At 32.4% G+C, this 23,951-nt stretch carries 30 protein-coding genes; 12 read left to right on the forward strand and 18 right to left on the reverse strand.

The features are described from left to right. Positions 1-140: 140 nt before the first annotated feature. Entirely contained in the window at positions 141-902 is a 762-nt protein-coding gene (locus K5783_RS07435) for a glutamate racemase (protein WP_297473420.1), read from the reverse strand. A gap of 110 nt (positions 903-1,012) precedes the next feature. Here K5783_RS07435 and K5783_RS07440 point away from each other — a divergent pair, with 110 nt between their 5' ends. Beyond that, positions 1,013-1,663, forward strand: a complete 651-nt coding sequence (locus K5783_RS07440) for a Snf7 family protein (RefSeq protein ID WP_109877641.1) — start codon at positions 1,013-1,015, stop codon at positions 1,661-1,663. Between the two features lie 35 nt (positions 1,664-1,698). On the opposite strand, the gene K5783_RS07445 is transcribed toward K5783_RS07440, so the two are convergent. From K5783_RS07445 to K5783_RS07455, 3 genes are all read right to left on the reverse strand, one after another. Further along, complete coding sequence (locus K5783_RS07445; RefSeq protein ID WP_297473423.1) at positions 1,699-2,577, reverse strand: hypothetical protein; 879 nt, start codon at positions 2,575-2,577, stop codon at positions 1,699-1,701. Further along, positions 2,571-3,737 (reverse strand): glycosyltransferase family 2 protein, encoded by a 1,167-nt coding sequence (locus K5783_RS07450; protein ID WP_297473425.1) that lies wholly within the window; start codon positions 3,735-3,737, stop codon positions 2,571-2,573. Before K5783_RS07450 ends, K5783_RS07445 begins: the two co-directional genes overlap by 7 nt. Positions 3,738-3,828: 91 nt before the next feature. Next, positions 3,829-4,632 (reverse strand): hypothetical protein, encoded by an 804-nt coding sequence (locus tag K5783_RS07455; protein WP_297473427.1) that lies wholly within the window; start codon positions 4,630-4,632, stop codon positions 3,829-3,831. A gap of 73 nt (positions 4,633-4,705) precedes the next feature. Here K5783_RS07455 and K5783_RS07460 point away from each other — a divergent pair, with 73 nt between their 5' ends. Both K5783_RS07460 and K5783_RS07465 read left to right on the forward strand, forming a co-directional pair. Then, the gene (locus K5783_RS07460) at positions 4,706-4,906 is read left to right on the forward strand and encodes a hypothetical protein (RefSeq protein ID WP_297473428.1); all 201 of its coding nucleotides are present in this window, start codon (positions 4,706-4,708) and stop codon (positions 4,904-4,906) included. Positions 4,907-4,991: 85 nt separating this feature from the next. Beyond that, the gene (locus K5783_RS07465) at positions 4,992-5,657 is read left to right on the forward strand and encodes a hypothetical protein (RefSeq protein WP_297473430.1); all 666 of its coding nucleotides are present in this window, start codon (positions 4,992-4,994) and stop codon (positions 5,655-5,657) included. Positions 5,658-5,683: 26 nt separating this feature from the next. Here K5783_RS07465 and cobM read toward each other — a convergent pair whose 3' ends face one another. Genes cobM through K5783_RS07485 form a run of 4 tightly spaced genes read right to left on the reverse strand, consistent with a single transcriptional unit; the run spans position 5,684 to position 8,278 of the window. Further along, positions 5,684-6,442: a precorrin-4 C(11)-methyltransferase gene (cobM, locus tag K5783_RS07470; RefSeq protein ID WP_297473432.1), complete on the reverse strand. Its 759-nt coding sequence runs from the start codon at positions 6,440-6,442 to the stop codon at positions 5,684-5,686. Beyond that, entirely contained in the window at positions 6,435-7,157 is a 723-nt protein-coding gene (cobI, locus tag K5783_RS07475; protein WP_297473435.1) for a precorrin-2 C(20)-methyltransferase, read from the reverse strand. The genes cobM and cobI overlap by 8 nt, the downstream gene beginning before the upstream one ends. Before the next feature lie 36 nt (positions 7,158-7,193). Next, entirely contained in the window at positions 7,194-7,784 is a 591-nt protein-coding gene (gene cbiT / locus K5783_RS07480) for a precorrin-6Y C5,15-methyltransferase (decarboxylating) subunit CbiT (RefSeq protein ID WP_297473436.1), read from the reverse strand. A gap of 17 nt (positions 7,785-7,801) precedes the next feature. Next, positions 7,802-8,278 (reverse strand): hypothetical protein, encoded by a 477-nt coding sequence (locus tag K5783_RS07485; protein WP_297473437.1) that lies wholly within the window; start codon positions 8,276-8,278, stop codon positions 7,802-7,804. A 99-nt stretch (positions 8,279-8,377) separates the two neighbouring features. Here K5783_RS07485 and rqcH point away from each other — a divergent pair, with 99 nt between their 5' ends. After that, the gene (gene rqcH, locus K5783_RS07490) at positions 8,378-10,324 is read left to right on the forward strand and encodes a ribosome rescue protein RqcH (protein WP_297473439.1); all 1,947 of its coding nucleotides are present in this window, start codon (positions 8,378-8,380) and stop codon (positions 10,322-10,324) included. Here the strand turns inward: rqcH and K5783_RS07495 are convergent. Both K5783_RS07495 and K5783_RS07500 read right to left on the reverse strand, forming a co-directional pair. Further along, positions 10,302-10,688 carry a DUF126 domain-containing protein gene (locus K5783_RS07495; protein ID WP_297473440.1) on the reverse strand — a complete coding sequence of 129 codons (387 nt, stop codon included), beginning with the start codon at positions 10,686-10,688 and terminating at the stop codon, positions 10,302-10,304. The genes rqcH and K5783_RS07495 overlap by 23 nt on opposite strands. Next, entirely contained in the window at positions 10,685-11,839 is a 1,155-nt protein-coding gene (locus tag K5783_RS07500; RefSeq protein ID WP_297473442.1) for an aconitase X catalytic domain-containing protein, read from the reverse strand. Before K5783_RS07500 ends, K5783_RS07495 begins: the two co-directional genes overlap by 4 nt. A gap of 53 nt (positions 11,840-11,892) precedes the next feature. Between K5783_RS07500 and nth the strand changes: the two genes are divergently transcribed. Further along, complete coding sequence (gene nth / locus K5783_RS07505) at positions 11,893-12,543, forward strand: endonuclease III (RefSeq protein WP_297473443.1); 651 nt, start codon at positions 11,893-11,895, stop codon at positions 12,541-12,543. Here nth and K5783_RS07510 read toward each other — a convergent pair. Genes K5783_RS07510 through K5783_RS07520 form a run of 3 tightly spaced genes read right to left on the reverse strand, consistent with a single transcriptional unit; the run spans position 12,527 to position 15,091 of the window. Beyond that, positions 12,527-13,192 (reverse strand): hypothetical protein, encoded by a 666-nt coding sequence (locus K5783_RS07510; protein ID WP_297473444.1) that lies wholly within the window; start codon positions 13,190-13,192, stop codon positions 12,527-12,529. The two genes, nth and K5783_RS07510, sit on opposite strands and share 17 nt — an antisense overlap. 30 nt (positions 13,193-13,222) lie before the next feature. Further along, positions 13,223-14,365 carry a sulfate adenylyltransferase gene (gene sat, locus K5783_RS07515; protein WP_297473446.1) on the reverse strand — a complete coding sequence of 381 codons (1,143 nt, stop codon included), beginning with the start codon at positions 14,363-14,365 and terminating at the stop codon, positions 13,223-13,225. 9 nt (positions 14,366-14,374) lie between these two features. Then, on the reverse strand, positions 14,375-15,091 hold the full coding sequence (locus K5783_RS07520; RefSeq protein ID WP_297473447.1) for a phosphoadenylyl-sulfate reductase: 717 nt from the start codon (positions 15,089-15,091) through the stop codon (positions 14,375-14,377). Positions 15,092-15,175: 84 nt separating this feature from the next. On the opposite strand from K5783_RS07520, the gene K5783_RS07525 reads away from it, so the two are divergent. From K5783_RS07525 to K5783_RS07540, 4 genes are all read left to right on the forward strand, one after another. After that, positions 15,176-16,291, forward strand: a complete 1,116-nt coding sequence (locus K5783_RS07525) for a thiamine biosynthesis protein (RefSeq protein WP_297473448.1) — start codon at positions 15,176-15,178, stop codon at positions 16,289-16,291. Between the two features lie 30 nt (positions 16,292-16,321). Then, the gene (locus K5783_RS07530; protein ID WP_297473449.1) at positions 16,322-17,554 is read left to right on the forward strand and encodes a glycosyltransferase; all 1,233 of its coding nucleotides are present in this window, start codon (positions 16,322-16,324) and stop codon (positions 17,552-17,554) included. Between the two features lie 152 nt (positions 17,555-17,706). Beyond that, positions 17,707-18,018, forward strand: coding sequence for a hypothetical protein (locus tag K5783_RS07535; RefSeq protein WP_109877622.1), 312 nt, complete (start codon positions 17,707-17,709; stop codon positions 18,016-18,018). Between the two features lie 12 nt (positions 18,019-18,030). Continuing rightward, positions 18,031-18,432 carry a hypothetical protein gene (locus K5783_RS07540; protein ID WP_297473450.1) on the forward strand — a complete coding sequence of 134 codons (402 nt, stop codon included), beginning with the start codon at positions 18,031-18,033 and terminating at the stop codon, positions 18,430-18,432. Between the two features lie 2 nt (positions 18,433-18,434). Here K5783_RS07540 and K5783_RS07545 read toward each other — a convergent pair whose 3' ends face one another. The 3 genes from K5783_RS07545 to K5783_RS07555 form a co-directional block, all read right to left on the reverse strand. Next, complete coding sequence (locus K5783_RS07545; protein WP_297473451.1) at positions 18,435-19,235, reverse strand: SDR family NAD(P)-dependent oxidoreductase; 801 nt, start codon at positions 19,233-19,235, stop codon at positions 18,435-18,437. Positions 19,236-19,309: 74 nt separating this feature from the next. Next, complete coding sequence (locus K5783_RS07550; protein WP_297473453.1) at positions 19,310-20,317, reverse strand: lysylphosphatidylglycerol synthase transmembrane domain-containing protein; 1,008 nt, start codon at positions 20,315-20,317, stop codon at positions 19,310-19,312. A 92-nt stretch (positions 20,318-20,409) separates the two neighbouring features. Continuing rightward, a complete protein-coding gene (locus tag K5783_RS07555; protein WP_297473454.1) occupies positions 20,410-20,562 on the reverse strand; it encodes a hypothetical protein in 153 nt (50 codons plus the stop codon). A gap of 135 nt (positions 20,563-20,697) precedes the next feature. Between K5783_RS07555 and K5783_RS07560 the strand changes: the two genes are divergently transcribed. From K5783_RS07560 to K5783_RS07570, 3 genes are read left to right on the forward strand one after another with little or no spacing between them, the layout of a single operon-like run. Next, complete coding sequence (locus tag K5783_RS07560) at positions 20,698-21,456, forward strand: ATP/GTP-binding protein (RefSeq protein ID WP_297473455.1); 759 nt, start codon at positions 20,698-20,700, stop codon at positions 21,454-21,456. Beyond that, positions 21,456-22,376, forward strand: coding sequence for a homoserine kinase (locus K5783_RS07565; RefSeq protein WP_297473456.1), 921 nt, complete (start codon positions 21,456-21,458; stop codon positions 22,374-22,376). Before K5783_RS07560 ends, K5783_RS07565 begins: the two co-directional genes overlap by 1 nt. Positions 22,377-22,385: 9 nt before the next feature. Continuing rightward, complete coding sequence (locus K5783_RS07570; protein ID WP_297473458.1) at positions 22,386-23,060, forward strand: 7-cyano-7-deazaguanine synthase; 675 nt, start codon at positions 22,386-22,388, stop codon at positions 23,058-23,060. A gap of 2 nt (positions 23,061-23,062) precedes the next feature. Here K5783_RS07570 and K5783_RS07575 read toward each other — a convergent pair whose 3' ends face one another. Together K5783_RS07575 and folE are read right to left on the reverse strand one after the other, a co-directional pair. Beyond that, entirely contained in the window at positions 23,063-23,314 is a 252-nt protein-coding gene (locus K5783_RS07575; protein WP_109877616.1) for a hypothetical protein, read from the reverse strand. Between the two features lie 43 nt (positions 23,315-23,357). After that, positions 23,358-23,915 carry a GTP cyclohydrolase I FolE gene (gene folE, locus K5783_RS07580; protein ID WP_109877615.1) on the reverse strand — a complete coding sequence of 186 codons (558 nt, stop codon included), beginning with the start codon at positions 23,913-23,915 and terminating at the stop codon, positions 23,358-23,360. Positions 23,916-23,951: the final 36 nt, after the last annotated feature.

Here is a 23,951-nt window from a genome sequence, read left to right on the forward strand (position 1 = left end):
GAATTGAAAATAATACAACATGATCTATTGAATTGAAAATAATACAACATGATCTATTGAATTGAAAATAATACAACATGATCTATTGAATTGAAAATAATACAACATGATCTATTGAATTGAAAATAATACAACATGATCTATTGAATTGAAAATTTTGAAATTTTATTATTAATATTCATATAACTAAGTTTTTTTCCAAGTGAATTAATACTTCCAGATGTAAAAATTTGTAGCGAACTTCTTTTTTTGCTAGGATCAACATGTTGTTTTAAATTAATAGCTAATGACTTAGCAGGATCAAGAAAAGTAATGTTAGGAAATATATTCTTAAAAAATTTCAAAAGAAATGGCAAGTGGGTGCTAGATAAGGTAACTACATCCACATTGTTTTTAATGAATGGCAAACTTAGAATTTTTTTAATCATGTTCTTGCATAATTCAGGATTTGAATAAAACTTGCCAGATTCTACCAATTCAACTAATGCAGATGCATTTATTTTAGTAATTTGGATGTTATTTATTTTAAAACTTTTGATATAATTATCAAGTAGTTTGCTTTTTACAATTGATTCTGTTGCCAATATTGCAATAGATTTAGATTTTGAAATTGCTTTTGCTTCATTTATTGGAGGCAATACAGTAAAAATATTATTTGAATGTGAATCTAATGTGAGTGATAGAGTGTTTGAACCAATAACAATTAATTTTGGCGCAAAAGAATTTTGAATTGTTGAAATTGTTTTTAATGTAATGCTTTTTAATTCTTTAATAGATTTTTTTCCATAAGGAAAGTTTTTTGTGTCAGCAAAGTAAATTATGTCGCATTTCATTTGTTTTTGAATAGGTTTTATGACAGATAATGAACCTAAACCAGAATCAAATACAGCAATTTTTACCATTGAGGAATAATATTTTGAATATGATTTAGATTTTGTTAGCTAAATTTAATCTAAAACTGATCTAAATTTACACTGTCGATTAAGACTAAATTTGTAAATCATCATTCATAATGCCAAACTTCGATAAAACTTGGGCTCATCAAGAGACCCAAAGCGTAACTGGCAAACTCCGTGAAGCAGTAAAGCCTCAAGGTGCATTAAAACCACGAATTCAAACTGCAGTGAATAAACTACAGGTCCAAATATCAAAAATGGATTCTATGTTAGGAAAGCTGCATGAAAGAGATGCGCAACTCTTTCAACGTGTGGTAACCGCAATGCAACAACATGATACTAGCACAAGTAGAGTTTTGTCCAACGAATTAGCTGAAATTCGTAAAGTTACAAAGATGCTCGGCAATGCAAGAATGTCATTAGAACAAGTCCAACTAAGACTGACAACTATTCACGATCTTGGTGATGCAATGGTAGCAATTGGACCAGCGATGTCTACAATGAAGGGATTGAAGTCATCACTTGGAAGATTCATGCCAGAAGCTGATTCAGAATTGAATAGCATGACACAGACACTTAATGGACTCATGATGGATTCACTTGCAGGAGACTCGTTTAGCATGGAGTCTGCCGCTTCAAATGAAGAAACTGAAAAGATTCTACAGGAAGCATCTGCAGTAGCTGAGCAACAGATTGGTGATAGATTCCCATCTGTACCAACTTCCACCGGACTTTCGTCTCAAAGCTCTACAACAACGTTTGAGTAGAGTAGAAAAGACGAACGTTTCTTATTTTTAATTTTCTAGATTTCTTTGAGGGCCTTTAATAATGAGGCATCTTCATAGAGTTGTTCTTCAGGAAAACAATTTAGCATTTTACCATTCTCAATTTCATAAAATTCCCAATTATCACAATCTCTATCAAATTCATATGGACGAGTGTTATCAAAAACCCAGTCAAACCCGTTATCAATGTGCTTTTCTGGATATCCATGACCTCTGATCAAAGTAGCAGTATTTTGGTCATAATTTACTTCTATTTCAGCATATAATGCATTAGGATATAGATAGATTACATTTGGATGTGAAGTGATAGCATCAAATTCTTTCTTTGTAACATATTCATTATGTAATAGAATAACTTTATCAAAATTGTTTAAAATTTCAGGATTTTTATCAACATCGATATCACTTAGAAATTTATAATTTAGAAGTTTTAGAATCTGTGCACCATTGCCACCCATTTCTGTACGTAAAATTAATTTTATTGGGACAGTAAGACACGATACATCACATCTGTCAGAATAATAATCATAAAATCCAGGAGAATTATATGCAGAAGAAGTAAAAATTGGAAATATAACTACTGTTTTTTCATCAGTGTTGGATAATTCATCGTATAATGATAAGTTTTCATCATCCAATTCAAAAGCGAGTTTAAGATATCTGTAAGTATTTTTATCAAGAATATAATCGTCTTTGATTGCTTTAATTATAAAAATGGAATCAATAGGCAATTCAACCATATCAAAATCTTTAAAATCAATATTGAAATTAAAAAATTCAATACCATGAATGTTAGATTCTTCTATAGAAATTTCTGTTTGATATTGTGTAAAAATCACTAATGTGATGAAAGCTACAACTATCCCAATGAAGATTATTTTGAAATTAATTACCATAGTTTATCTTTAAATGTCCATTTTTTATTCAAAATGAAATTACTAAAAGCTCCAGTTAATACTCCAACACCCAATGCAGTTGTATACATCCAATCATAATTATCAACCAATGAAAACACAACACCAAGTTGTATTAATGCGCCAAATGAACTGAACATGATGAATTTTGAAAACTGTGAAATTGTTTTATTAAAAGAAAAATCTCTATCACCAAATGTCCACCACTTGTTCAAAATAAAATTTGATGTCATTGACGTTATAATTCCCAAAATATTTGCATGTAGATACCAAATCTCTGTTAGTCCACCAGAGAACATCAATGAAATGATATAATTTATTGCAAAACCTGTTGCCCCAATGGTATAAAATCTTCCTGCCTTAGAGAAGAATTTTACAGATTTTCTTTTTTCATTATTTTCTTCTGGTTTACCTGAACGGTATAGTTTCCAAACAGATTTAACATAATCAACTATTATAGAAAAATCTAATTTGCTTGAACCTAATGTTCTGTTTTGAAATGTATATGGTATTTCTTTGATATCAAGTCCTCTTTTCTTAACGAGAATTTCTAAGAGTATTTTGTAACCAATTGCGTCAAAATTCAATCCTTTCAAAATACCTTTTCTAAATGCAAAAAACCCGGACATTGGATCATTTGTTTTAACCCCAAGACCTTTTTTTGCAATCATCGTTGCAATTTTACTTAACAACTTTCGTTTTTTGTTCCATCCGTTAATTTTACCGCCAGTAATATATCGAGATGCAACCACCATATCGCATTGATAATGCCTTAGTGTTTCAATCATTTTAGGAATTATTTGTGGAGGGTGAGAGAGATCACTATCCATTACAACAATTGTATCACCAGTTGCTCGTTGTATTCCACTAAGGATAGCTGAACTCAACCCATTTTTTGCTGTTCTATGAATGACATTTACTGTGTATCCAGCAATTTTTTTGACATTTTTCAAATAATCTTCTACAATTTTGCCTGTTCCATCAGGAGAATTATCATCAACAACAATTGCTTCTGTAAAAATATTTTTTGGAATAATATCTCCAATAGATTTTAAGACATTTAGGATATTTTGTGATTCGTTATAGGTTGGAATAATTATTGAAACTTGAGGCTTGTTTGCAGTCCTAGTTTCAAGAGCCATTTGATTAAATGGAAAAATTAGTAGTTATTAATTTTTAATTAAAAATATTAGATTTCAGGCACTGAATTTTTGAAATTGATATTATAATTTTTTAATACCTAAAGGTATTGATCTTAAACACGTTAAGTTTTGTAATAATGATTGACACTGCCATTAGTGAGAATATCAAAGAGAACATAACTAGGAGATTAAATTCTGGAAGTGATTTATCAGGAGATACTAAATCACCCCACTGATTTGGACTAGAAAAAGAAGTTTGATTTTTTATTTCATATGGCCATGAATAATGATTTTGGGAATCTCCATCATATACAGAAACATAAAAACCATAATTGTCTGAACGTCCCAACACATCTAATGGAATTCTAAATTCATAGCTTGTATGGGGAACTTTGCTATATCTGTCATATTTATCAGATGTAGTACCCACTCCAACAAAATTTTTGTCATTGGGAATTATATCAAAACTATCATCAATTGAAGGATTATTATTTCCTCTGTAGGTGAATGAATTTTTTGTATCTAGTGTTGTGGAAAAACAATAATCATCAGATTGTGGAATCATGGTTTTATCATTTTTAGTGTCAAAACAAATAATTGCACTATCAGATCCTTTCTCAATATTTGTATCACTTGCAAAATTAATATGAACATAAATAAAATTATCTTGATGACCTGTTCTCAAGTGAATTTCATTTCCATCATCAAATACAAGTCTGTTATAGCTAGATTGTTTCCATTCATACACATGGGTCCATTTTCCATCAAAAATTACTTGATCTAAATCAGATGATATAGAAATCAAGATAGGATCTTCAGCATACACACTCTCAAAAAGAATAGAAGAAAACAAAATTATGAATAAGACATTAAGAGTTTTTAATTTATTTTTCATTGGATTTGTTTATTTATTCACCTATAGAAAAATTTATTTCAGTCTTTTTATACTAGATGTGGATTAAAAAATTATGAATAAAGTAATAATTATTGGGATTATTGTAGTAGTTATTGGGATTGGTGCGCTATCAGTTTTAGGTGTTAGTTCAGATAGCAATGATAAAGAATCAATGGATGAATTTGTCAATGAAGTTTCCAGTGACGATGTTAAAACTGAGCCTAAACAATTTACAATAGGGTTAGAGGAATCTGTAGGAGTTTCAGGAGGATAATTATTTCCAAAATGATCCATTTTGGAGCTAATATTCAGAAAAATTTACCAGAATGCCTATAAGTTAATTTATCTACAAGATTTCAATGAAAAACGCAACAGGCATTGGTATGTTAGCCGCAATCACATTTGCAGTCGGAATGGTTGGATTAAACTTTTCAGACGGTATATTTGATTTGCAAAGTAATACTGCATCTTCATATTCAGAAGGTTCAAGTATACTAGGACATATCGAAGTCATACACACTGATAGTGAAGGAAATATTCTTTCTTATCAGCAAACAGATAATGCAATTGTAAATGATGGACGAAACTGTACTGCAATGTTACTATTTGGAGCAAACAGTGGTTGTACTGCTGCGACCGCATCTGGTCTAGGAAAATACACAGTTATTGGTATCAGTAACGGTTCAGCATTAGCAGCTACAACTGCAAACACAGTGCTTCCAGCTGAAATCACAGTTGGTGATGGATTAAATGCAGTAACAGGTACTGTCGGTACATTCACAAATTCAACTGCCGACTCTGATCCTGCAGTACAAAGAATATCTAATCAATTCACATATTCTGCAAGTGCAACCCAAACTGGAAACATAATTAATGCAGCAGGTTTGTTTAATCAAACAGCTCTGGGTGCAGATAGAGGAGTATTCGCATTGAAGAACTTCCCATCATCAGTAACCATGAATCCAGGTGATCAGTTAACTGTTAACTGGGATATCACAATTGATGGTTCAGACGCAGTATCTTAGACATCTAAATCTGTTTTTATTTTTCTTTATTTTTTCTTTCTATAGCCATGGCTAAAGTCTTTGTCATACAGTTTTGAATACTCGTATGATTCAGGATCAATTACATCACTAATTATTACAATTGCAGTTCGAGTAATTTTTTCATCTTTAACTTTTTTTGCAATATCTTCCAATGTTCCCTTGACAATCTTTTGATCTTCCCAGCTTGCTCTGTACACTACTGCAACAGGCGTAGTTTTTTTGTATCCACCTTCAATTGCTTCTTTGACTAGTTTAGAAAGCAGATGAACACTAAGATAAAAGATCAGCGTAGCTTTGTGTTTTGCAAGTTCAGAAATGCTTTCACGTTTGGGTACTTTGGTTCTGGATTCTGCCCTGGTAACTATGATTGTCTGAGTAACACCGGGAAGTGTCAGTTGAGTTCCAAGGGCCGCAGCTGAGGCTAAAAATGCAGTTACGCCAGGAACAACCACAGACTTTATTCCATTTTTCTCAAGATTGTCAATCTGCTCTTTTATTGCACCATAAATTGAAGGATCACCATCATGCAATCTGACAACAAGTTTGTCTTTTTTTGCATTCTTGTACAGTAAGTCAAAAATTTCCTCTCTCACCAGTTTTGCAGCATCAAAAAGCTTTCCCCTTTTACAAAGCTTCAAGATCGGTTCAGGAATTAAAGAGCCAGAGTAAACTACGATGTCTGCTTTTTGAATTAGTTTTTTTGCCTTTATTGTAATTAGTTCAGGATCACCTGGACCACAGCCTACAAAGAATACATCAGACACGTTTTACCACCAAGATTGAGAAATATTTTGTAGTTAATGTATCATCATTTACTTCACCCAAAGTAAGTTTCCGAATAATTTCATGGTCTGTTCCAAGATCTTGCCCTATTGCAAAAATAGAGTTATCAGGAAATCCAGATTCCTTTAGAACTTGGATCACCTGATCAAAGTATCTTCCGTCTTTTAAAAACACCATAGTCTCAGAATTTTTTGCAATTTCTTTTACACTTGACAGATCATAGCATGATGGAATGATTGCAACTTTTTCTGCACCTTCAGCAATACTTACACCAACCTTTGATGCAAATGTAAACATGGAAACAATTCCAGGAATCACACTAATCTCCATGTCTGGATAATTTTCTTTGAGATCCTTGTGCATGTATATCCAAGTGCTGTACAAATATGGATCACCTACTGTAAGATACACCACATTTTTTCCTGACAAAACAGTTTCAGCCATTATCTTTGCATTTTTTTTCCATGTCTGCTCTAGGATATCTTTGTCTTTAGTCATTGGAAAGATTAGTTTTACAATTTTTTGATTTTTTGATTTATCAATTAATGATGAAACAACTGACAACGCAATGCTGGGTCTGTCCTCTTTTGAAGCTGGACACATGATGATGTCAGCATTGTTTATTGCATTTACTGCCTTGACTGTAAGTAATTCTGGATCCCCAGGACCAACACCAATTCCAATTAATCCAGGCATGAAAGGAATCACTTTTCTCCCAATTAAAAATCTAGATTACACTCTGGTAGCAGAAATTATGGTGACAGGATTTCTTGCAAGCATCATAGTTCCGGTACTAGTCTTTCGACTCTTGGATATGGTTACTTGGGTGATATCAATTGACTCAAACTGTAATTTATCCAATACTTGCAGTACGGAATAGAGTGTCTCAATTAGAATAATACCAATTACAATTCTGCCACCTGATTTTAGCTTGCTCTCAGAAAGTTCAACTATATCCCGGGTATCGCCTCCGGTACCTCCGATAAATATTACATCAGCTTCTTCAAGATCTTTTATCTTTTCTTTGGCATCTCCAAATATTACTGAAATGTTTGATAATCCAAATTTTTTCATATTTTTTTTTGTTAGTTCTATTGCATTCTCATCATGATCAATTGCCAACACCTTACCTGTCTGTTCTATTTGAAAGCCAGCTTCAACAGATATAGAACCGCTTCCGCATCCGATATCATAAATTGTTTGGCCTGGTTTTAATCTAGCTTTGCTGATTTGTATAGTTCTTACTTCTTCTTTTGTGATTGGAACGTTTTCTGTTCTCTCAAAATATTCATCAGGAATTCCAGGCGTTTTGTAATTCCACATATACAATCTTCATTTATTTAGATGTTAATTCCGCTTGAAATACTTCCTGCGTGGACTAGCGTGTATGTTACAATCCATGTAAACAAGTACAAGAAAACATAGCTGCCAATTGCTTGTGTGACAATTTTCTTTCTATCTGAAGATGGTAATTGCATTTTCATTCCCTTTGCAACTATAATTGTTCCAAAAAATACCATAATCATAAACGCAATTGATGCCCATCTTCTGTCCTCACCTTCTATATCTTCAAAGATAAAAGTTGCAGCAGTTCCTGCTATTACTGCCAATGCGACACGCATCCAAAATAGTTTGTTTAGTTTTCTATCTTTCTCACTTTTCTCAGCTACACTGACTGGTGGTTCAGATGACGGATTCTCTGACGTAGGCTCAGATTTCTCCGTTTCAGGAATATCAACTGGATTCTCACTAGATTCTTTTTTAGAATCTTCAGGTCCTGAAGTAGGTTCAGATTTTTTCTTTTTGAATTTTGCCAAAGTAAATTTCTAGCGTGACTCAGGTAAACCATGTTTAATATCTTTGGTCAAAGGAATAGTATAGCAAGGGTATAATTTTAGATATAAAACACAATAACCATGACATTATCGGGCATAGAACTACGGTATTTAGTAAATCAGATTTCAGAACAAGTTCAGGATTATTACATTAGCAACATTTACGGAATTACAAAGGACAGCATTCTCTTCAAGCTTCATCATACTGAAAAAAGTGATCTTTTCATGATGATTTCAACTTCAGGAGTGTGGCTGACCAAAGTAAAAATTGATCAAATGGAACCAAACAGATTACTCAAAAGATTACGAAGTGATCTACTTCGATTGAAATTAAAAAAAATAGAACAAATAGGTGCAGAAAGAATTGCATATTTTACATTTGAAGGATTTGGAAAAGAGTTTGTTCTAGTAGGGGAATTTTTTGGAGACGGAAATATTTTGCTCTGCAATAGTGATATGAAGATTTTAGCATTGCAGCATTCAATAGAAGTCAGACATAGAAAACTCAGTGTAGGATTAGATTATGTACAACCACCTACTAGTGGAATAGATATTTTCAACATATCCGAATCAGACTTTGAAGATCTTAAAACTACTGATTTAGTTTGTGCAAAATGGTTTGGTAGAACTTTGGGTTTGCCAAAAAAATACGTTGAAGGAATTTTTGAGATTTCAAATGTTGATGGTAAAAAAATTGGCAATCTGTTGACTGCTGAAGAGATAAAGAGAATTTTTGATACAACAAAAAAAATTGTTTCAGATATTGTATCAGGAAATCATGATCCAATTATTGTAAGAAATGGAAAAGCAGAAGTCCTTCCAGTAAGATTAGGAAAAATGGAAGGCGAGGTAATTGAGGCAAATAGTTTCATAGAGGGATTAGATACTGTTTTTACTGAAAACATTGTTGAGAAAGGAAAATCAATTCAGTCAAGCGGATCTGATAAAAAAATAAAAGAACTGGAAACTCAGATTTCAGAGCAAGAAAAAGCAATTGAGACAGTAAAAGAAAGATCAAAAAACATTACAAATGTAGCAAATTCCCTTTTTGAAATGGTTTCACATGGAATTGTATCAATTGAAGACAATTCTGCTCATGAGATTTTAGCTAATAATAATGCAAAATTAATTACTGAAAAAGGAATTCCATTAATTGTAATTCAGGATGAAAAAATAAAGATCAACACCAAAGCTCCCCTTCAATCTATTGCATCTGTATTGTTTAATGAAGCCAAAAAACAATCAAGTGCAATCAAATCAATCCAGGAAATCAAAGAACGGACAATGAAAAAATTGGAAAAATTACAAAACAAAACAGAATCTGAAAAAGATATCACTGTAATTTCAGAAATTAGAAAAAAAAATTGGTATGAAAGGTACAGATGGTTCTTTACATCTGATGGTTTACTTGCTATTGGTGGAAGAGATGCGGCATCAAATTCTGCAGTAGTTAGAAAACATTTGGTAAAAAACGATAAGATATTTCATGGGGATATTTTTGGTTCTCCGTTTTTTATTCTCAAAGAAGCACAAAATGCTCCAGATAGAAGTATGAATGAAGTTGCTCATGCCACTGTATGTTTTAGTCGTGCTTGGAAAGAAGGAATGTATGGTGTAAGTGCCTTTTGGGTAAATCCAGAACAAGTAAAAAAATCTGCCCCAAGCGGAGAGTTTCTTCCAAAAGGTTCCTTTACAATAGAAGGGCAGAGAAATTTTATCAAATCAGATACTCTCAAGTTAGCTGTAGGGATTATTCCTCAAGATGATGATTATGTGTTAACGTGTGGTCCTCCAGATCCAATCAAAAAAAAATCTATTTGTTACGCAATAATTGAACCACATGGATTGGAATTAGTGGATGTTGCAAAGAAAATTCGAATAGAGTTTTTGAAAATGCATGAAGACATTGCAAAGAAAATCAATCTTGATGAGTTTGTTCGTGTTTTACCCTCTGGTAAAAGTCAGATAAAGGAAATCAGTATTGGAGATCTAGATATAGAAAAATTTACTGATTCTGAATTGGATTAGAAGAATCAGTATCTAGAGATATTCTCATTCCATCTTGAATAGAATCAAATTCTTTATCTGAAATTGTTATTAATGGAATATTTGCCAGTGCACATCCAGTAGCTACTGTGAGATCTGCCCTTTTACAAATCATTGCAATGGGGGCAGATCTGTTTGATTTTACTGAATAAATAGTATAGGCACCAACACTACTACCCACTCCCGATGGAAATACAAGAATTATATCTTTAATTGATTTGCCAAACAAATCATGGTTGTTATCACTGATTATTCCAGTCTTTTTATCCACTGTTCCTAGGAAATTAATTGGATTTTCAGATTTTAAAACAGTCCCTTCTACTTTTCCTGCAACTAGAACTTTCATCTTGTTTCATCTTGAATTATTTGTGATAAGGGTTTCAGATTTACATCTACGCCGTTGGAGTTTTTAAGATAAAATGCACCTTTGATACTATTTGTCGTAACAGAATCAACATTATCTTTGTTAATCAACGGAGTCAAACATGTACAACAATCAGAGAGAATTTCACACCCAGCACGCTCAAGTTCTGTTGTGTATCCAATTTTTCTTGCTTGTTCTTTTACAGTCCTAGGACAAAAAACCATGCATCTCTTTTGAAAAGATCTTCCCTTTAGCATATTTGTAAGATCAGAAATTTCATCCAATCCCAATTGAGGGCTGCCAAGTGTAATCATATCACCTTTTTCAGCAGTGTTTAGTTCATCATGGACATTTTGCATCTCTTTTTCATCAAAATCTATTTTTTCACAATCAGAATCACCATCACCGAAAATGAATTTAGCACAAGTTCCTGATGTACCCATTCCACCACACATTGCTTTGCATTGTCTTTTGTCCATTTCAGCAAGTCCTGAAATATTTACAGATGTATCTCCAACTTTTCCTGCAAAGAATCCCAGCATTCCATATGTCAGTTCGTTTGGGTTTTTTATCTTCATGTTAATTGTAATATTTGGAGTATCGTCTTTTCTTATTGAAGAATAAGGACTTTTTCCAACTATCGCACTAGCTAATGCACTAAATGCACTTTCTTTGTTTGTTTTGAGATTATCATAAGAGTTTGCATGAATTGCTGCATTACTTTCTGCAAATGCTACTTGAGTCCCATCTTTTGGAATCTCAAAAATTTCATAAGGGATGCACGAGAATGAAGGGATTACACCCATTGTCTCATATGATTTTCTAATTGATAGTTGCTTTAAGATAAAATTTTCGTCTAATCCATAGTTTGTTACATTGTCAATATCAAATCCCATTGGATTAAGGGTAGTTTTTACAGTGACTCGTGCGTCTTTGCTAATACTTGACAGAAATTCTTCTCCGGCATCCCCAATTGTATTATAATTTACGCCTGAAAGATGTGCCCATTCTATTGGAATTAATTTTTCTGCATCTGTTGCCTCTCCTGTTGCAACTAAAATTCTATATGCCATCTGCATGATTTCCCCTTGCTCACCTTTTAATGCAGATTCTTCTTCTCTAGTTAATTCCAACGAGATAATTTGTTATTACAGTTATAATACTTGTACGTAGATTTTCGTTGAAAATGGAAAAAATTCTTCGTGGAATGACTGATACAATGAATTCTGTAAAGCCACCAAGAATTACAGCATTACAAGATCTTCATGATGCAGAAACTGGTCCATTTAGCATTCTAATTGGAACAATACTTTCAGCTAGAACCAAAGATGAAGCTACAACAAAGGCCGTAAAAGCATTATTCTCAAAGTACAAAAATCCAAAAGAACTCGCAAAGGCGAAAATAAAGGACGTAGAGAAAATAATAAAATCAATTGGATTCTATCATGTAAAATCAAGAAGAATCATAGAAGTTGCAAAAATTATTGATAAAAAATACAAAGGAAAAGTTCCAGATAATCTAGACACTCTAGTGCAGCTACCAGGAGTTGGAAGAAAGACTGCAAATTGTGTTCTAGTATATGCATTTGAAAAGCCCGCAATTCCAGTTGACATTCATGTTCATAGAATATCAAATAGATTGGGACTGGTGGATACTAGAAATCCAGAGGAGACAGAGCAGGAACTAATGAAGAAAATTCAAAAAAAATACTGGATAGACATTAATGATACATTTGTAATGTATGGTCAAAATATCTGTAAACCAATTTCTCCAATGTGTGATGTATGCAAGATTAAAAAAATGTGCAAGTATTACAAATCTAAGAACGTTTCTTAGTTAGAAATAATGTACCAACTATTATCCCAATTGCTGCTGCCATGTAAAAAGGCAACATTGCAAATGTATTCTTTGTAGGATCGCCTGATAGAAATTCTATGATCATTACTCCAGAATTGATCGCTGGAGGATCGGTTGAATCTTCCATTCCATAAACTGAATACGAATCAATTACAAATGTACCAATATCCAGATTGGTAACTACAATTCTTGCGCCATTATTGACAGTCAATCCAGCTCTATCAGTAAATGATACGATAGATTTTGCTTGTGGATACCAACCTCTATCTAGATCTTTATGTACAACAACGTATCCTTCTTTTGGAGTTTGAACTGCAACCCAAAACTTGTGATCAGGTTGTGAGCCCATCCCGACTTCAATAAACTCATCAGGAGTCTCTTTATCATATAGTCTCAGAACAGCATTTCCATTAGGATTTGCATAAAGTAGATTGTTATCGATTGTTACTTGCCAGCTAACAGCATGTATGTCATCAAGCATTATAACTGGCGCATCTCGCAGAATTGTGTTAAATTCACCTGCGGGGATCTCTATTGTATTTATGATTAATGACGGATTAGTTAGCTCTTGAGCAAAAGCAGGAGTGAAAAAAAATCCTAAAGACAGAACAAGAAAAATATATTTCACAAGCTAGAACAAATTTGATTGAATAAAAATCTAATCAACAAAAGGTTTAGGATGATCTAAAATAACTTTAGCAACTTCGGGTCTTAGAATAAATTCAGAAGGTGCTTGACCGTTTTGAATCATTTCTCTTAATTTGGTTCCACTAATTTGCTCTTTATCATCATCACCATGTGGACATGCTTTTGGAGTTGTATATGTTAGACATTTTCTACAATAGAAGAATGGTGGAAAAAATACGGGAGCAATTTCTAATTCTGGATAATCAGTGAAGATTTTTTGTGCGGCAAATGGATCATAAAATGTTCCTACACCCGCATGATCTCGTCCAATAATGATGTGTGTGCAGCCATAGTTTTGCCTCATTATTGCATGATGAATTGCTTCTTTTGGACCTGCATATTTCATCTCAGTGTGTAAAGTTCCTAAAATACATCTGTTTTCTGGATAGTACAACTTTATCATGGTCTCATAGCATTTTACAATAACTTCATCAACAAAATCGCCTGATTTTTTCTTTCCAATAATTGGATTTACAAAGACGCCATCCCGTGTAGTAATTGATGTTTTTTGTAGCATTTCATGTGCTACATGTGGAGGATTTCTGGTTTGAAATGCACAAATTGTCTTCCATCCTGCCTTTGCAAAGGCTTCTCGTGTCTGTTTTGGTGTTAATCTATTTTCTCGAATTTCAGTATTATTAGGTCTTTGAATATAATCAATCTTACCGCCAACCAAATAGTCTTGCATTGACATTGTCTTTGCAACGCCCGGATGTGAGTTATCATTTGTACCGTATACTCCTTGCACAAATTTTTCCTTATCAAAAGAATATGTTTCATCTACATGTAAAACTGCAACTCCAACTCCATCGGGGTTTTTTAATAATACATCCCCTGATTCTTTCATTTTAGAAGCAGTTTGCTCATCAACATCTAGAACTATTGGTATGGTCCAAGCTAAATCGTTTGCCAATCTTCCTCTAGAAACAACACTTTCAAAGTCTTGTTTTCCTAAAAATCCCTCAAGTGGACTAAATATTCCATCAGCAATGTTTTCAACATCATTTGCAAGATCTTCTGTGATTGTTATTGAAAATAGTCCAGTAGGATCAACTTTAGCAATTCTGTTAACCAGTATTCCACCATGTGGTTTAATCGAGTTGCCTTCTGACATGTTATTTCTCTATTCAGGGTCTATATGAAGGCCACACTCTTTGTTTCCTCCTTGCTCCCACCACCATCTTCCTGCACGAATATCTTCTCCAGGTTTTACTGCCCTAGTACACGGTTCACAGCCAATACTTGGATACCCTTTGTCAAGAAGACTGTTGTATGGGAGATCATTCTTTTTGATATACTCTTGGATTTGTTCCCAAGTCCAATTAATAATTGGATTAATTTTTAGAATTCCACCATGTCCGTGATCAAGTTGAAACATGGTTACATTTTCCCTATTTTTTGTCTGCTCACGTCTCAATCCTGTTATCCATCCATCCAAAGTTTTCAGCATTTTGTTCATTGGATGAACTTTACGAATTTCACAACACAGTTTTCTATTTTCTATGCTTTCATAGAATAGATTCATTCCTTTTTCTTTAACCATATCTTCTACTTCCTTTGTATCAGGAAACAAGACTTCAATTGAAATATCGTATTTTTTACTGACAATGTCTATTATATCATAGGTTTCTTGTGGAAGTCTGCCAGTATCTAGTGTAAAGAAACGAAATTTAGGATTAATTTTTAGCATAATGTCCATTACTACTGCATCTTCTGCGCCAAAACTAGATGCCTTTGCAACTTTTGGGTGAAGGTTATCAGATACCCATTGAAGTGCTTTTTCAGTCGTGTTAATTTTGGAGTTTAGTTCATCTACTTGCTCTTGTGTGAATTGTTTCACATTTTTCAATAAAGTATTTGTTTTATATTGATTACCCGAAATTTTATCCTAAATTATAAACAAGTATATTTTAATTTAGAAAATATGGCTGAAATATCTTATGTGGTAGTTTTTCCGACAATTTTTTCAAAAAAGAAAATTCCGCAATTAATTACAAATATAAAAAAAATTCTTAAGATAAAAAATCAGCAATTCAAATCAGTCAAACGTGATGACAATATTATTTTAGTTGATGCAAATGATCCTGTATTTGCATCATCTGCCATAAATTTATTATTTGGAATAGAAAAAATCGCTATTGCAAGACAAATAAAAAATGATTTTCAAGGAATTATTTCAGAGATTACGGATGTAGGCGGTAATTTACTGCTTAAGGGAGAAAGATTCCTAGTTAAAGTGGAAGGAACGTCAAAAGGATTTCTAACTAAGGATGTTGAAATTGCTGCGACATCAAACATTATAGAAAGAAAACAAAATCTTGGAGCTCATCCTGGAACTGATGAAAATCATGATAAATTATTGTATTCGTATTTGACAAAAAATAATGCATATATCTGCATTTTTTCGGATAAAGGAAATAATGGGATTCCATATGATGTAGAAAGTCAGAAAACAATTTGTGCGATATATGACGAATTATCAGCTGTTTCATGTTTTGAAACAATTAAGCAAGGAAACGATGTTAAAATAATCATTTGTTATAGACAGAAATCAGAATTGCAGAATCTTGCAAAAATTATTAATCAAATTCTGCCGCGATTAGCACAAGACAATGTAGAATTGGAGTTCTTTGAATTAAAAATCAAACCAACAGGAATTAAAAATTATTTGATTTATGTTAACTCAATTCTAGAAATAATGTTACAGTATCCATACAGTCGCATATCGTTAGCTTTATCACCACTAGTTTTTTCTTCAGACTTTATTGATAATTCATTAAAATCTGTCTTTGAGAAAAAGAAAATCCCAATAATCCCACTTTCTGGAGTGGATGTAAATTTGTTTGATGACGCAAAAGAGATAGGATTAGAAAGAAATCTCAAAAAACTAGAAAATATAGTCACAATCACTTCTAATGAAGTTCCAGATTTTGCAAAAAAAGAAGTGGAATTTGCTCTCAGAACAAAGAAAAAGATTTCAGTTAAAGTAGGGCCTAACAATGTTCATGATATTTTAGATTCATTTGAAGAAAATCACTGAGAATTTAAACGGCATAATTTGTTCCATATTGTGCTCAAAATAGGAGAATTCATCTATCCATGGGGAAGTGGTCATTACTCTAGAATGATGAGGCTAAATGAAGTATTAGGAGATCATATTAAAGAAGAATTTGAAGTTCATTTTTCAAGTAAGGATCATGTTTATGAAAAATTATTAAAAAAATTTCCAGAACAAAAAGAAAAAATTCATGAGATTTTAATGCCAACTCCAATTGATGGAAAATTTGGTCCAAGCGTTACAATGTCTTTAATGAACCTATTATTACCAATTTCAAAAAATCCTCCATTAGTAAGACAGATTGCAAATTATTTGAAGGAGGAAAGAAAACTGTACAATAAAGAAAGATTTGATTTGGTAATCAATGACGGGGATATGGGTTCAAACATTATAGCTAAAAATCGAAATATTCCAAGTTTATTTATAACAAATCAATTTAGACCAAAATTATACAATTCAAGAGCATATCTTTATCCATCATTAATTTTTGTAGCAAAACAAATTGCAAAAGCAACAAAAATTCTTGTTGCAGATTCACCGCCACCATATACAATGTGTGAATATAATCTAAATTTAACGGATGATGTAAAAGAAAAAGTTGTCTATGTAGGACATTTTACTGGTAAACAAATTAAAAATGAAGAAAAAACAGATCTTGAGAAATTGGTTGAAAATAATGAATTTGGATATTGGATGAGAACAGGAAATAAATCTACAAATGATGGAACTGGTCAGAGATATGAAAAAGTTTTTCATCAAGATAACATGAGAAACGAAAAAAGGATTATTTCACATGCAAGAAATGATCCAAATATTGATTCAGTAATAGGAAAAAACGGTAACAAATATTCAGTTTCAGAAGCATTAGATAAAAAAGTGGATTGGATTCAAATTGATATTGGTTTTCTTTCAGAGCATGAGAAAGATACAATTTTGAATTTGTGTAAATATGCTGTAGTTAATGGCTCACACACAGTAATGGGTGAGATAATGGGAGGAAAATCAAAGCCAATAATTGGAATTCCAATTTATGATGAGCATACAAACAATATTTTATGGGCACAAGAGAAGAATTTAGGAATACTTGCTACAAAAACAACTCAAGTAATTGATGCAATATACAAGATTAAGAATAATTATGAAGAATTTGAAGGAAATTTGGACGAGTTTTCAAAAAAATTTGTTCCTAATGGAGCAGAAAATTCGGCAAAAATTGCCGCTGAAATTTTGGAAGAAAAGAGATAATAGATTATTTTTGGAATTTTGCTCATCTGGCACGCGGGATTTCGATGGGCGAACGGACCGCAAGGGATGATGAAAAAATCCGCGTGTCAGATGAATATCGATCTGTAAAGATGTGGGAACGCTTTTATGGAAAAAATTAAGCAAAATCAGCAGTGCCTAACTGTCCAGAATGTACATCACGAGAGAAAAAGAAAATAGAAGCAAAGTATGAGGAAGAAATTCCTGAGGAAGAAAGGAGTAGAGACGCCTTATTCAAATTATTTGATGAAATTGACATTCCAATGAAAATGGATGAAAAAAACAGAAGACATTTCATTTGTAAACGGTGTGGATTATACGCAACTAGAGAAGAAATTTCCGATATAAGATTCAAATTAAATCAAAGAGAAAGAACACGTGATGACAAACATGATGACTATCTAGAATGGTGGTCAAAAAGTAAAAAAGAAAAAGCTGAAAGCTAGAGTGAGTTTAGTATGGTAAAAAAGAAAGAAGACGATATTCCTGATTGGGTTACAGACGAAATACAAAATGCAAAATTTCAGAAGCCTCAAGAGATGAAAAAGACAGGATATGTTTTAGAAATGTATAATGAAGATAATAAGATAGATGTCCAATTATACGATCCGGTTGAAGATGGAAGACACATAGTAACAATGGATTTATCTAAAAAGATCAAAATTGACGATTTGGAAAAAGGAGTTGTGTATGAATTTACTTTTGATCAACATAAGGCTCCATTAAGTAAAAAAGTTTCAGAATATCTTGAAAAAGAAAAAGAAATAGAGATGAATGCAATTTATCAATTTGAATTAAAATCATTGGAATTGCTAGATGTGGGCTCAAGTGAAGCCGCAGATGATGATCTAGAAGAATAAACTTAATTCTGTTTTGTATAATCTAACTGTTTTTTGAATGATTTTCCTAGTATTGGATTAATAAAAAAAGGAAATGTGCTTTTCATCCATATTGCGCCACGTACAACTGAGGGCACCACAATTTCTAATCGCGAAGAGTTTGCGGCTTTGAGAATTGCTTTTGCAACAGTTTTAGCATCAAGTGATGTTGGTGAATATTTTGGCATCTTTTCAAATGAAGAATGATCAAAAAAGTTGGTTCTGACCATAATTGGACTAACAACTGTAATTCCTATTCCAGTATTTTTTAATTCATGTTTAAGACCTTCTGAAAATCCTAACATTGCAAATTTGGATGCACAGTATGAAGCTATTCCAGGTAAACCAAAACTTGCTGCAACGGATGCAATATTTACTATGTGACCAGATTTTTTCTTTAACATTGATGGAAGAAAGTTTTTGATGCAATAAACCATACCAAAATAATTTGTTTCCATCTGTGATTCTATATCATCAATTGAGAGATTAGAAACAGAACCATATATTGCAAATCCAGCATTATTTATCAAAATATCAATAGAATCAAATTTTTCTAAAACTATTTTTGACATTTCTTTAACCTGATCCTTTTTTGAAACATCACACGGGCAAACAAATGTAGTTACATTAAATTTTTTCAATTCATTTGCAACTTGTTCAAGCTTATCGATTTTTCTTGCAACTAAAATTATGTTTGAGCCCAGTTTTGCAAATTCTATTGCAGTTTCTCTACCGATTCCAGATGATGCGCCAGTAATTAGAACTACTTTGTTTTTGAAATTCACAGATCAAAAAAAATCATTAGAAGATAAAGTGGTTTCTATAGTAGATTTTTACCATATAAACAGGAAATCTTTATTCAAGATTTTGATATTTTACTTAAGGCTAATTTTACTAAAAGTAGCCAAGTAATTACTATGGGTACATAGTATGTTGCAATTCTCCAGCCAATAACGGAATTCCATCCAACAATGCCCTCAGATATTTCAAATGCAAAGGGATCTAAATTGTTTAGATACGCAACAATTCCAAATTCAGCAAGTCCTGATCCACCAATAGTGATTGGTAAATTTCCAATTGCGTTTGCTCCCATTACAGCCATTATAGAATCAAATGCAGAAATGACAAATCCTGTTCCCATTGCAATAACCATAAAAGAAATTCCGTAAAATGACCAAGATGCAAGTGAAAACAAGAATGAGATTGTAAAGATTTTTTTGGATTCAGGAGTTTTTAGATTTTCTCTACTCATAGTACATACTTCTTCCATCCAAGTGTTTGTTTTTTCAATGGCTTTGACACCTTTTTCTTTTCCGAATCTTTTTGTCAAATTTTCTAATATTTTGGGAACTTGAAATGTATGTTTAGAAGAAAGAAAGAACATCACCATCCATAAAGATGTGATAACAATGCTAACGGCTAAAATAACAGCTGCGACTACATATGCACCATTTAACAAAGCAATAATTCCTGCCATTATTGATAGCAACCCTGCTGCAAATACTTCAGTTACGATATCCATAATAGCAATCCATGCTGCTTTTGCTGGATTGACTCCTTTCTTGTGTAAATAATAGATCACAACTAATTCTGCTCCAACAAACATAGGAGTTGTAAATTTGATGAATTCGCTTCCAATTCTTACACCAGTTAATTTGAAAAATGAGTCAAAGCTTCCAAGATATTTTCTCGCAATATATGCAAATTTGACTCCCTGCAAACCTAATTTGATCATCATTGCTATAATTGCACCAACAAACGGAAATATTCCGATTGCCAACAAATCATCTAATTGAATATCGAATTGAATAGCTATTATGAAGATAGGAATTAGGGTAACAGGAATAGCAACAAGTCTCCAGTTCATTTGATAATTTTTTTGAGGATTCAAATATGAAAGTTGAGTAGATGCCTAGTCATCAAAATATACATGGTAAAAATTAGGCATGAAAAATTGATTTAATTCATATTTTTGGGTTGGTTTTCAAGTTCTTGTTTTAGTTCTGCAAATAATGAGTCTAGCATATCAAAATTTGAGAGATTTCTTTCTCTAAGGAGTTTCAACACTAAATCTTTTAGATAATTTTCTTTTTCAGATATACTTTCAATCACAAATAAAATAAAAAAAGAATTAGATAAAGAGAAAGTGGAATATTATGAATTTTTTTGATACCAATTTGGAATTTCTTAGAGAATTCAGATAATCAAGTTAGTTTGAAATATAAGCAAATAAAGAATCAGATAGGTTTGAAAACAATTTTTATTTCTGGCACAGCTGGTTCTGGAAAATCATTACTTACATCAAAATTATATGATTATTATACAAAAAATGGAGCGTTTGTAGCAGTTTTGAATTTAGATCCTGGTGTAGAAAATATGCCATATACTTGTGATGTTGATGTTAGAGATTATGTAGATATTGTATCCATAATGCATCAATATGATCTTGGTCCAAACGGTGCCATGATAATGGCAAATGATTTGATTGCATCAAAAATTGATGATATTCAGAATGAAGTAAATAGAATAAATCCGGATTATCTAATTGTTGATACGCCAGGTCAAATTGAATTATTTGCATATCGTTCCAGTGGACGTTTTCTTGTAGAAAATATTTCATCAGATGAAAAAACAAATATTTTTCTCTTTGATGGTGCTCTGGTTACTACTCCAGTTAATTTTGTCTCAATTGCACTTCTTGCAACATCAATAAGATTACGTTTGAATTTATCTACAATTAATGTAGTTACTAAAACAGATCTTATTCAAGACAAATTAAAAGAAATATTACAATGGTCAACAAATTTGAATACGTTAGAAAATGCAATTGCTAAAGAAGCAGATGGTGATACATACTCATTGACAACTAATATTTTACGAGGTTTGAATCTAGGGGGGTTTGCTCAAGGTTTGATTCCAATTTCTAATGTGACAGGAGAAGGTCTTGTAAATCTCCAAGGTGCGTTAAGCAGAATTCTTAATTTGGGTGAAGAGGTGGAAGATTAATGGAATCAATTTCTATAAAAGCACCATCATCAACTGCAAATCTAGGTCCAGGATTTGATGTTTTTGGATTGGCGATAGATGCATTTTATGATGAAATTACACTGACTAAAACAAAAGGTGGAATTACAATAATTACTCAAGATGATATTCCTACAAATCCTGAAAATAATACTGCCGGTTTAGTTATAAAAAATATGAAAAAAAAATTTAAAATAAAAAAAGGAATTGAAATTAAAATAAAAAAAGGAGTTCCTGCTGGATTTGGAATGGGTAGTAGTGCTGCATCAGCAGCGGCTGCTGCGGTAGCATTTGATAGATTGTTTGGACTTGGACTTGATGGAAACACTCTAGTAGAATTTGCAGGTTCTGGTGAAAAAGCTAGTGCAGGAACTGTTCATTATGATAATGTCGCTGCATCTGTTTTAGGAGGATTTGTTATTGTGAAAACTAATCCTTTAGATGTAATTAGGATAGATCCTCCAATTAATCTTCGAATGTGTGTTGCAGTTCCAAAACTTGATGTTCCAAAAAAGAAAACCAAAGTATCAAGAGGAGTTATTCCAAAAAAAGTGAAATTAACAGACAGTGTTTTGAATATATCTAACGCTTCTGCGATTGTTGCAGGGTTTATGAAAAAAGATCCAGAACTAATTGGAAATTCAATTAAGGATGTAATAGTTGAACCAGCAAGACAACATATGATTCCAGGTTATGTTAAAGTAAAGCAAAATGCTCTAAAAGCAGGCGCATTAGGAGTAACAATAAGTGGTGCAGGTCCATCAATAATTGCATTTTCACAGAAATCTGCAAACTTAAAAAAGATTAGTTTAGCAATGTCTAAGGGATTTGCATCTGCAAAGATTGAATGTCAAACAATAATCTGTAAACCCAGTAAAGGTGCTGTAGATAAAAGAAAATGATTTGTGGGTATGAAAAAAGCAGTTATAGTATTTAGTGGAGGAGTAGACTCTGTTTGTGCAGTTTCATTTTTAAAATCAAAATATGAATTATATGGAATTACATTTTCTTACGGACAAAAGGCAAGTAATGAAATAACAGCAGCAAAATCTTTTGCAAAAAAACTTGGATTAAAACAGCATAAAATTATTGATATTGGTTTTATGAAAGAACTGTATGGTGATTCGAATGTTTTGACAAGTTCAAAAAAGAAAATTCCAAGTGAATTTGAATATTCAATAGTAGTTCCAATTAGAAATGCAGTATTTTTATCAATAGCATCTGCTTGGGCATTTACCCTTAATGCCTCGCTGGTTGCATACGGTGCACATACTGGAGATATACACTACCCCGATTGTAGACCTGTTTTTGCAAAAAAACTTGAAGCAGCATTTAATCAAGGAGAAATTGATGGAATTAAATCAAAAATACGAAAAAATATAGAAATTTGGTCACCATATAGAAAGGGTCTATCAAAAAGCGATTTGTTAAAATCAGGAATGAAGGTATTGGGAGATTCTATTTTTAAAACTTGGAGTTGTTATTCAAATAAAAAATATCATTGTGGGATTTGTGAATCATGTAATAATCGAAAAGCTGCATTTGAAAAAGCAGGCATCATAGATAAAACAGAATATGTAGAATAATTCTAGTATTTGTTTTGAAGAATTTTCTTTTTTAGAATAAAACCTCTGATTCCAATATACCATGCTAAAAATATCAATCCCACAATTCCCATGAAAACATAATTTTGTAGTTCAGGAGTAAGATTCTCAAATGAGTTAGTAATTTCTCTAGATACTAACATAGAGATTGCGATAACAATTCCAAACTCAATTGCATACCATGTCCAACTAGGCCAAGATTCTTTTGGAATGTGAACATATGGATTTGCTCCCATGTGGATAATCAAAAATGATGATTATTTAATTTTTCAGTATAGCCTAAAAGGAAGAGTATGATGTACGTTTTCTGATAAGTGTCATAATTCCTGCTTTTTCTTCTTTATTTTCATAAATTCCTCTAAATGCTGATGAGGAGAGTGTTGCATCGTTTCTAACACCTCTCATTTTCATACAAAGGTGTTCTGCATCAGCTAAAACAACAACTCCTTTTACACCTTGAGAGTATAATTCATCGGCAATATTTTTGGTCAGTCGCTCTTGAATTTGTAGTCTCTTTGAATACTTTTCAACCAATCTAACAAGTTTTGAGATTCCAAAAACTCTTCCATTTGGAGAATAAGCAATGTGAATTTTTCCAAAAAAGGGCAACATGTGATGTTCACACATTGAATAAAATTGAATATCTCGTGCTATTACTACATCAGAGTCTTCTGAAAATTGTACAGATAGTTCTGAATCAGAATCATATCCTTCAAAAATTTCTTTGTACATGCTTGCGATTCTATCTGGAGTTTCCCGTAATCCCTCACGTGTAGGATCCTCCCCAATTTCAATAATTAATTCTCTTACAAGTTTTTTTACACGTTCTTTATCCATGCACATTTTCACAGAATTTTTCTAGTATTTGAACCT

The organism is Nitrosopumilus sp., from assembly GCF_025699125.1.
Lineage (GTDB): Archaea > Thermoproteota > Nitrososphaeria > Nitrososphaerales > Nitrosopumilaceae > Nitrosopumilus.

Coding starts and splice junctions, on each gene's coding strand:
- K5783_RS07435 (WP_297473420.1), bottom strand. CDS start 902: ATGGTAAAAATTGCTGTATTTGATTCTGGTTTAGGTTCATTATCTGTC.
- K5783_RS07455 (WP_297473427.1), bottom strand. CDS start 4,632: ATGAAAAATAAATTAAAAACTCTTAATGTCTTATTCATAATTTTGTTT.
- K5783_RS07440 (WP_109877641.1), top strand. CDS start 1,013: ATGCCAAACTTCGATAAAACTTGGGCTCATCAAGAGACCCAAAGCGTA.
- K5783_RS07495 (WP_297473440.1), bottom strand. CDS start 10,688: ATGAAAGTTCTAGTTGCAGGAAAAGTAGAAGGGACTGTTTTAAAATCT.
- rqcH (WP_297473439.1), top strand. CDS start 8,378: ATGACATTATCGGGCATAGAACTACGGTATTTAGTAAATCAGATTTCA.
- K5783_RS07525 (WP_297473448.1), top strand. CDS start 15,176: ATGGCTGAAATATCTTATGTGGTAGTTTTTCCGACAATTTTTTCAAAA.
- cobI (WP_297473435.1), bottom strand. CDS start 7,157: ATGCCTGGATTAATTGGAATTGGTGTTGGTCCTGGGGATCCAGAATTA.
- K5783_RS07445 (WP_297473423.1), bottom strand. CDS start 2,577: ATGGTAATTAATTTCAAAATAATCTTCATTGGGATAGTTGTAGCTTTC.
- K5783_RS07550 (WP_297473453.1), bottom strand. CDS start 20,317: ATGAACTGGAGACTTGTTGCTATTCCTGTTACCCTAATTCCTATCTTC.
- K5783_RS07570 (WP_297473458.1), top strand. CDS start 22,386: ATGAAAAAAGCAGTTATAGTATTTAGTGGAGGAGTAGACTCTGTTTGT.
- K5783_RS07450 (WP_297473425.1), bottom strand. CDS start 3,737: ATGGCTCTTGAAACTAGGACTGCAAACAAGCCTCAAGTTTCAATAATT.
- folE (WP_109877615.1), bottom strand. CDS start 23,915: ATGGATAAAGAACGTGTAAAAAAACTTGTAAGAGAATTAATTATTGAA.
- nth (WP_297473443.1), top strand. CDS start 11,893: ATGGAAAAAATTCTTCGTGGAATGACTGATACAATGAATTCTGTAAAG.
- K5783_RS07575 (WP_109877616.1), bottom strand. CDS start 23,314: ATGGGAGCAAATCCATATGTTCACATTCCAAAAGAATCTTGGCCTAGT.
- K5783_RS07465 (WP_297473430.1), top strand. CDS start 4,992: ATGAAAAACGCAACAGGCATTGGTATGTTAGCCGCAATCACATTTGCA.
- K5783_RS07460 (WP_297473428.1), top strand. CDS start 4,706: ATGAATAAAGTAATAATTATTGGGATTATTGTAGTAGTTATTGGGATT.
- cbiT (WP_297473436.1), bottom strand. CDS start 7,784: ATGTGGAATTACAAAACGCCTGGAATTCCTGATGAATATTTTGAGAGA.
- K5783_RS07540 (WP_297473450.1), top strand. CDS start 18,031: ATGGTAAAAAAGAAAGAAGACGATATTCCTGATTGGGTTACAGACGAA.
- K5783_RS07565 (WP_297473456.1), top strand. CDS start 21,456: ATGGAATCAATTTCTATAAAAGCACCATCATCAACTGCAAATCTAGGT.
- sat (WP_297473446.1), bottom strand. CDS start 14,365: ATGTCAGAAGGCAACTCGATTAAACCACATGGTGGAATACTGGTTAAC.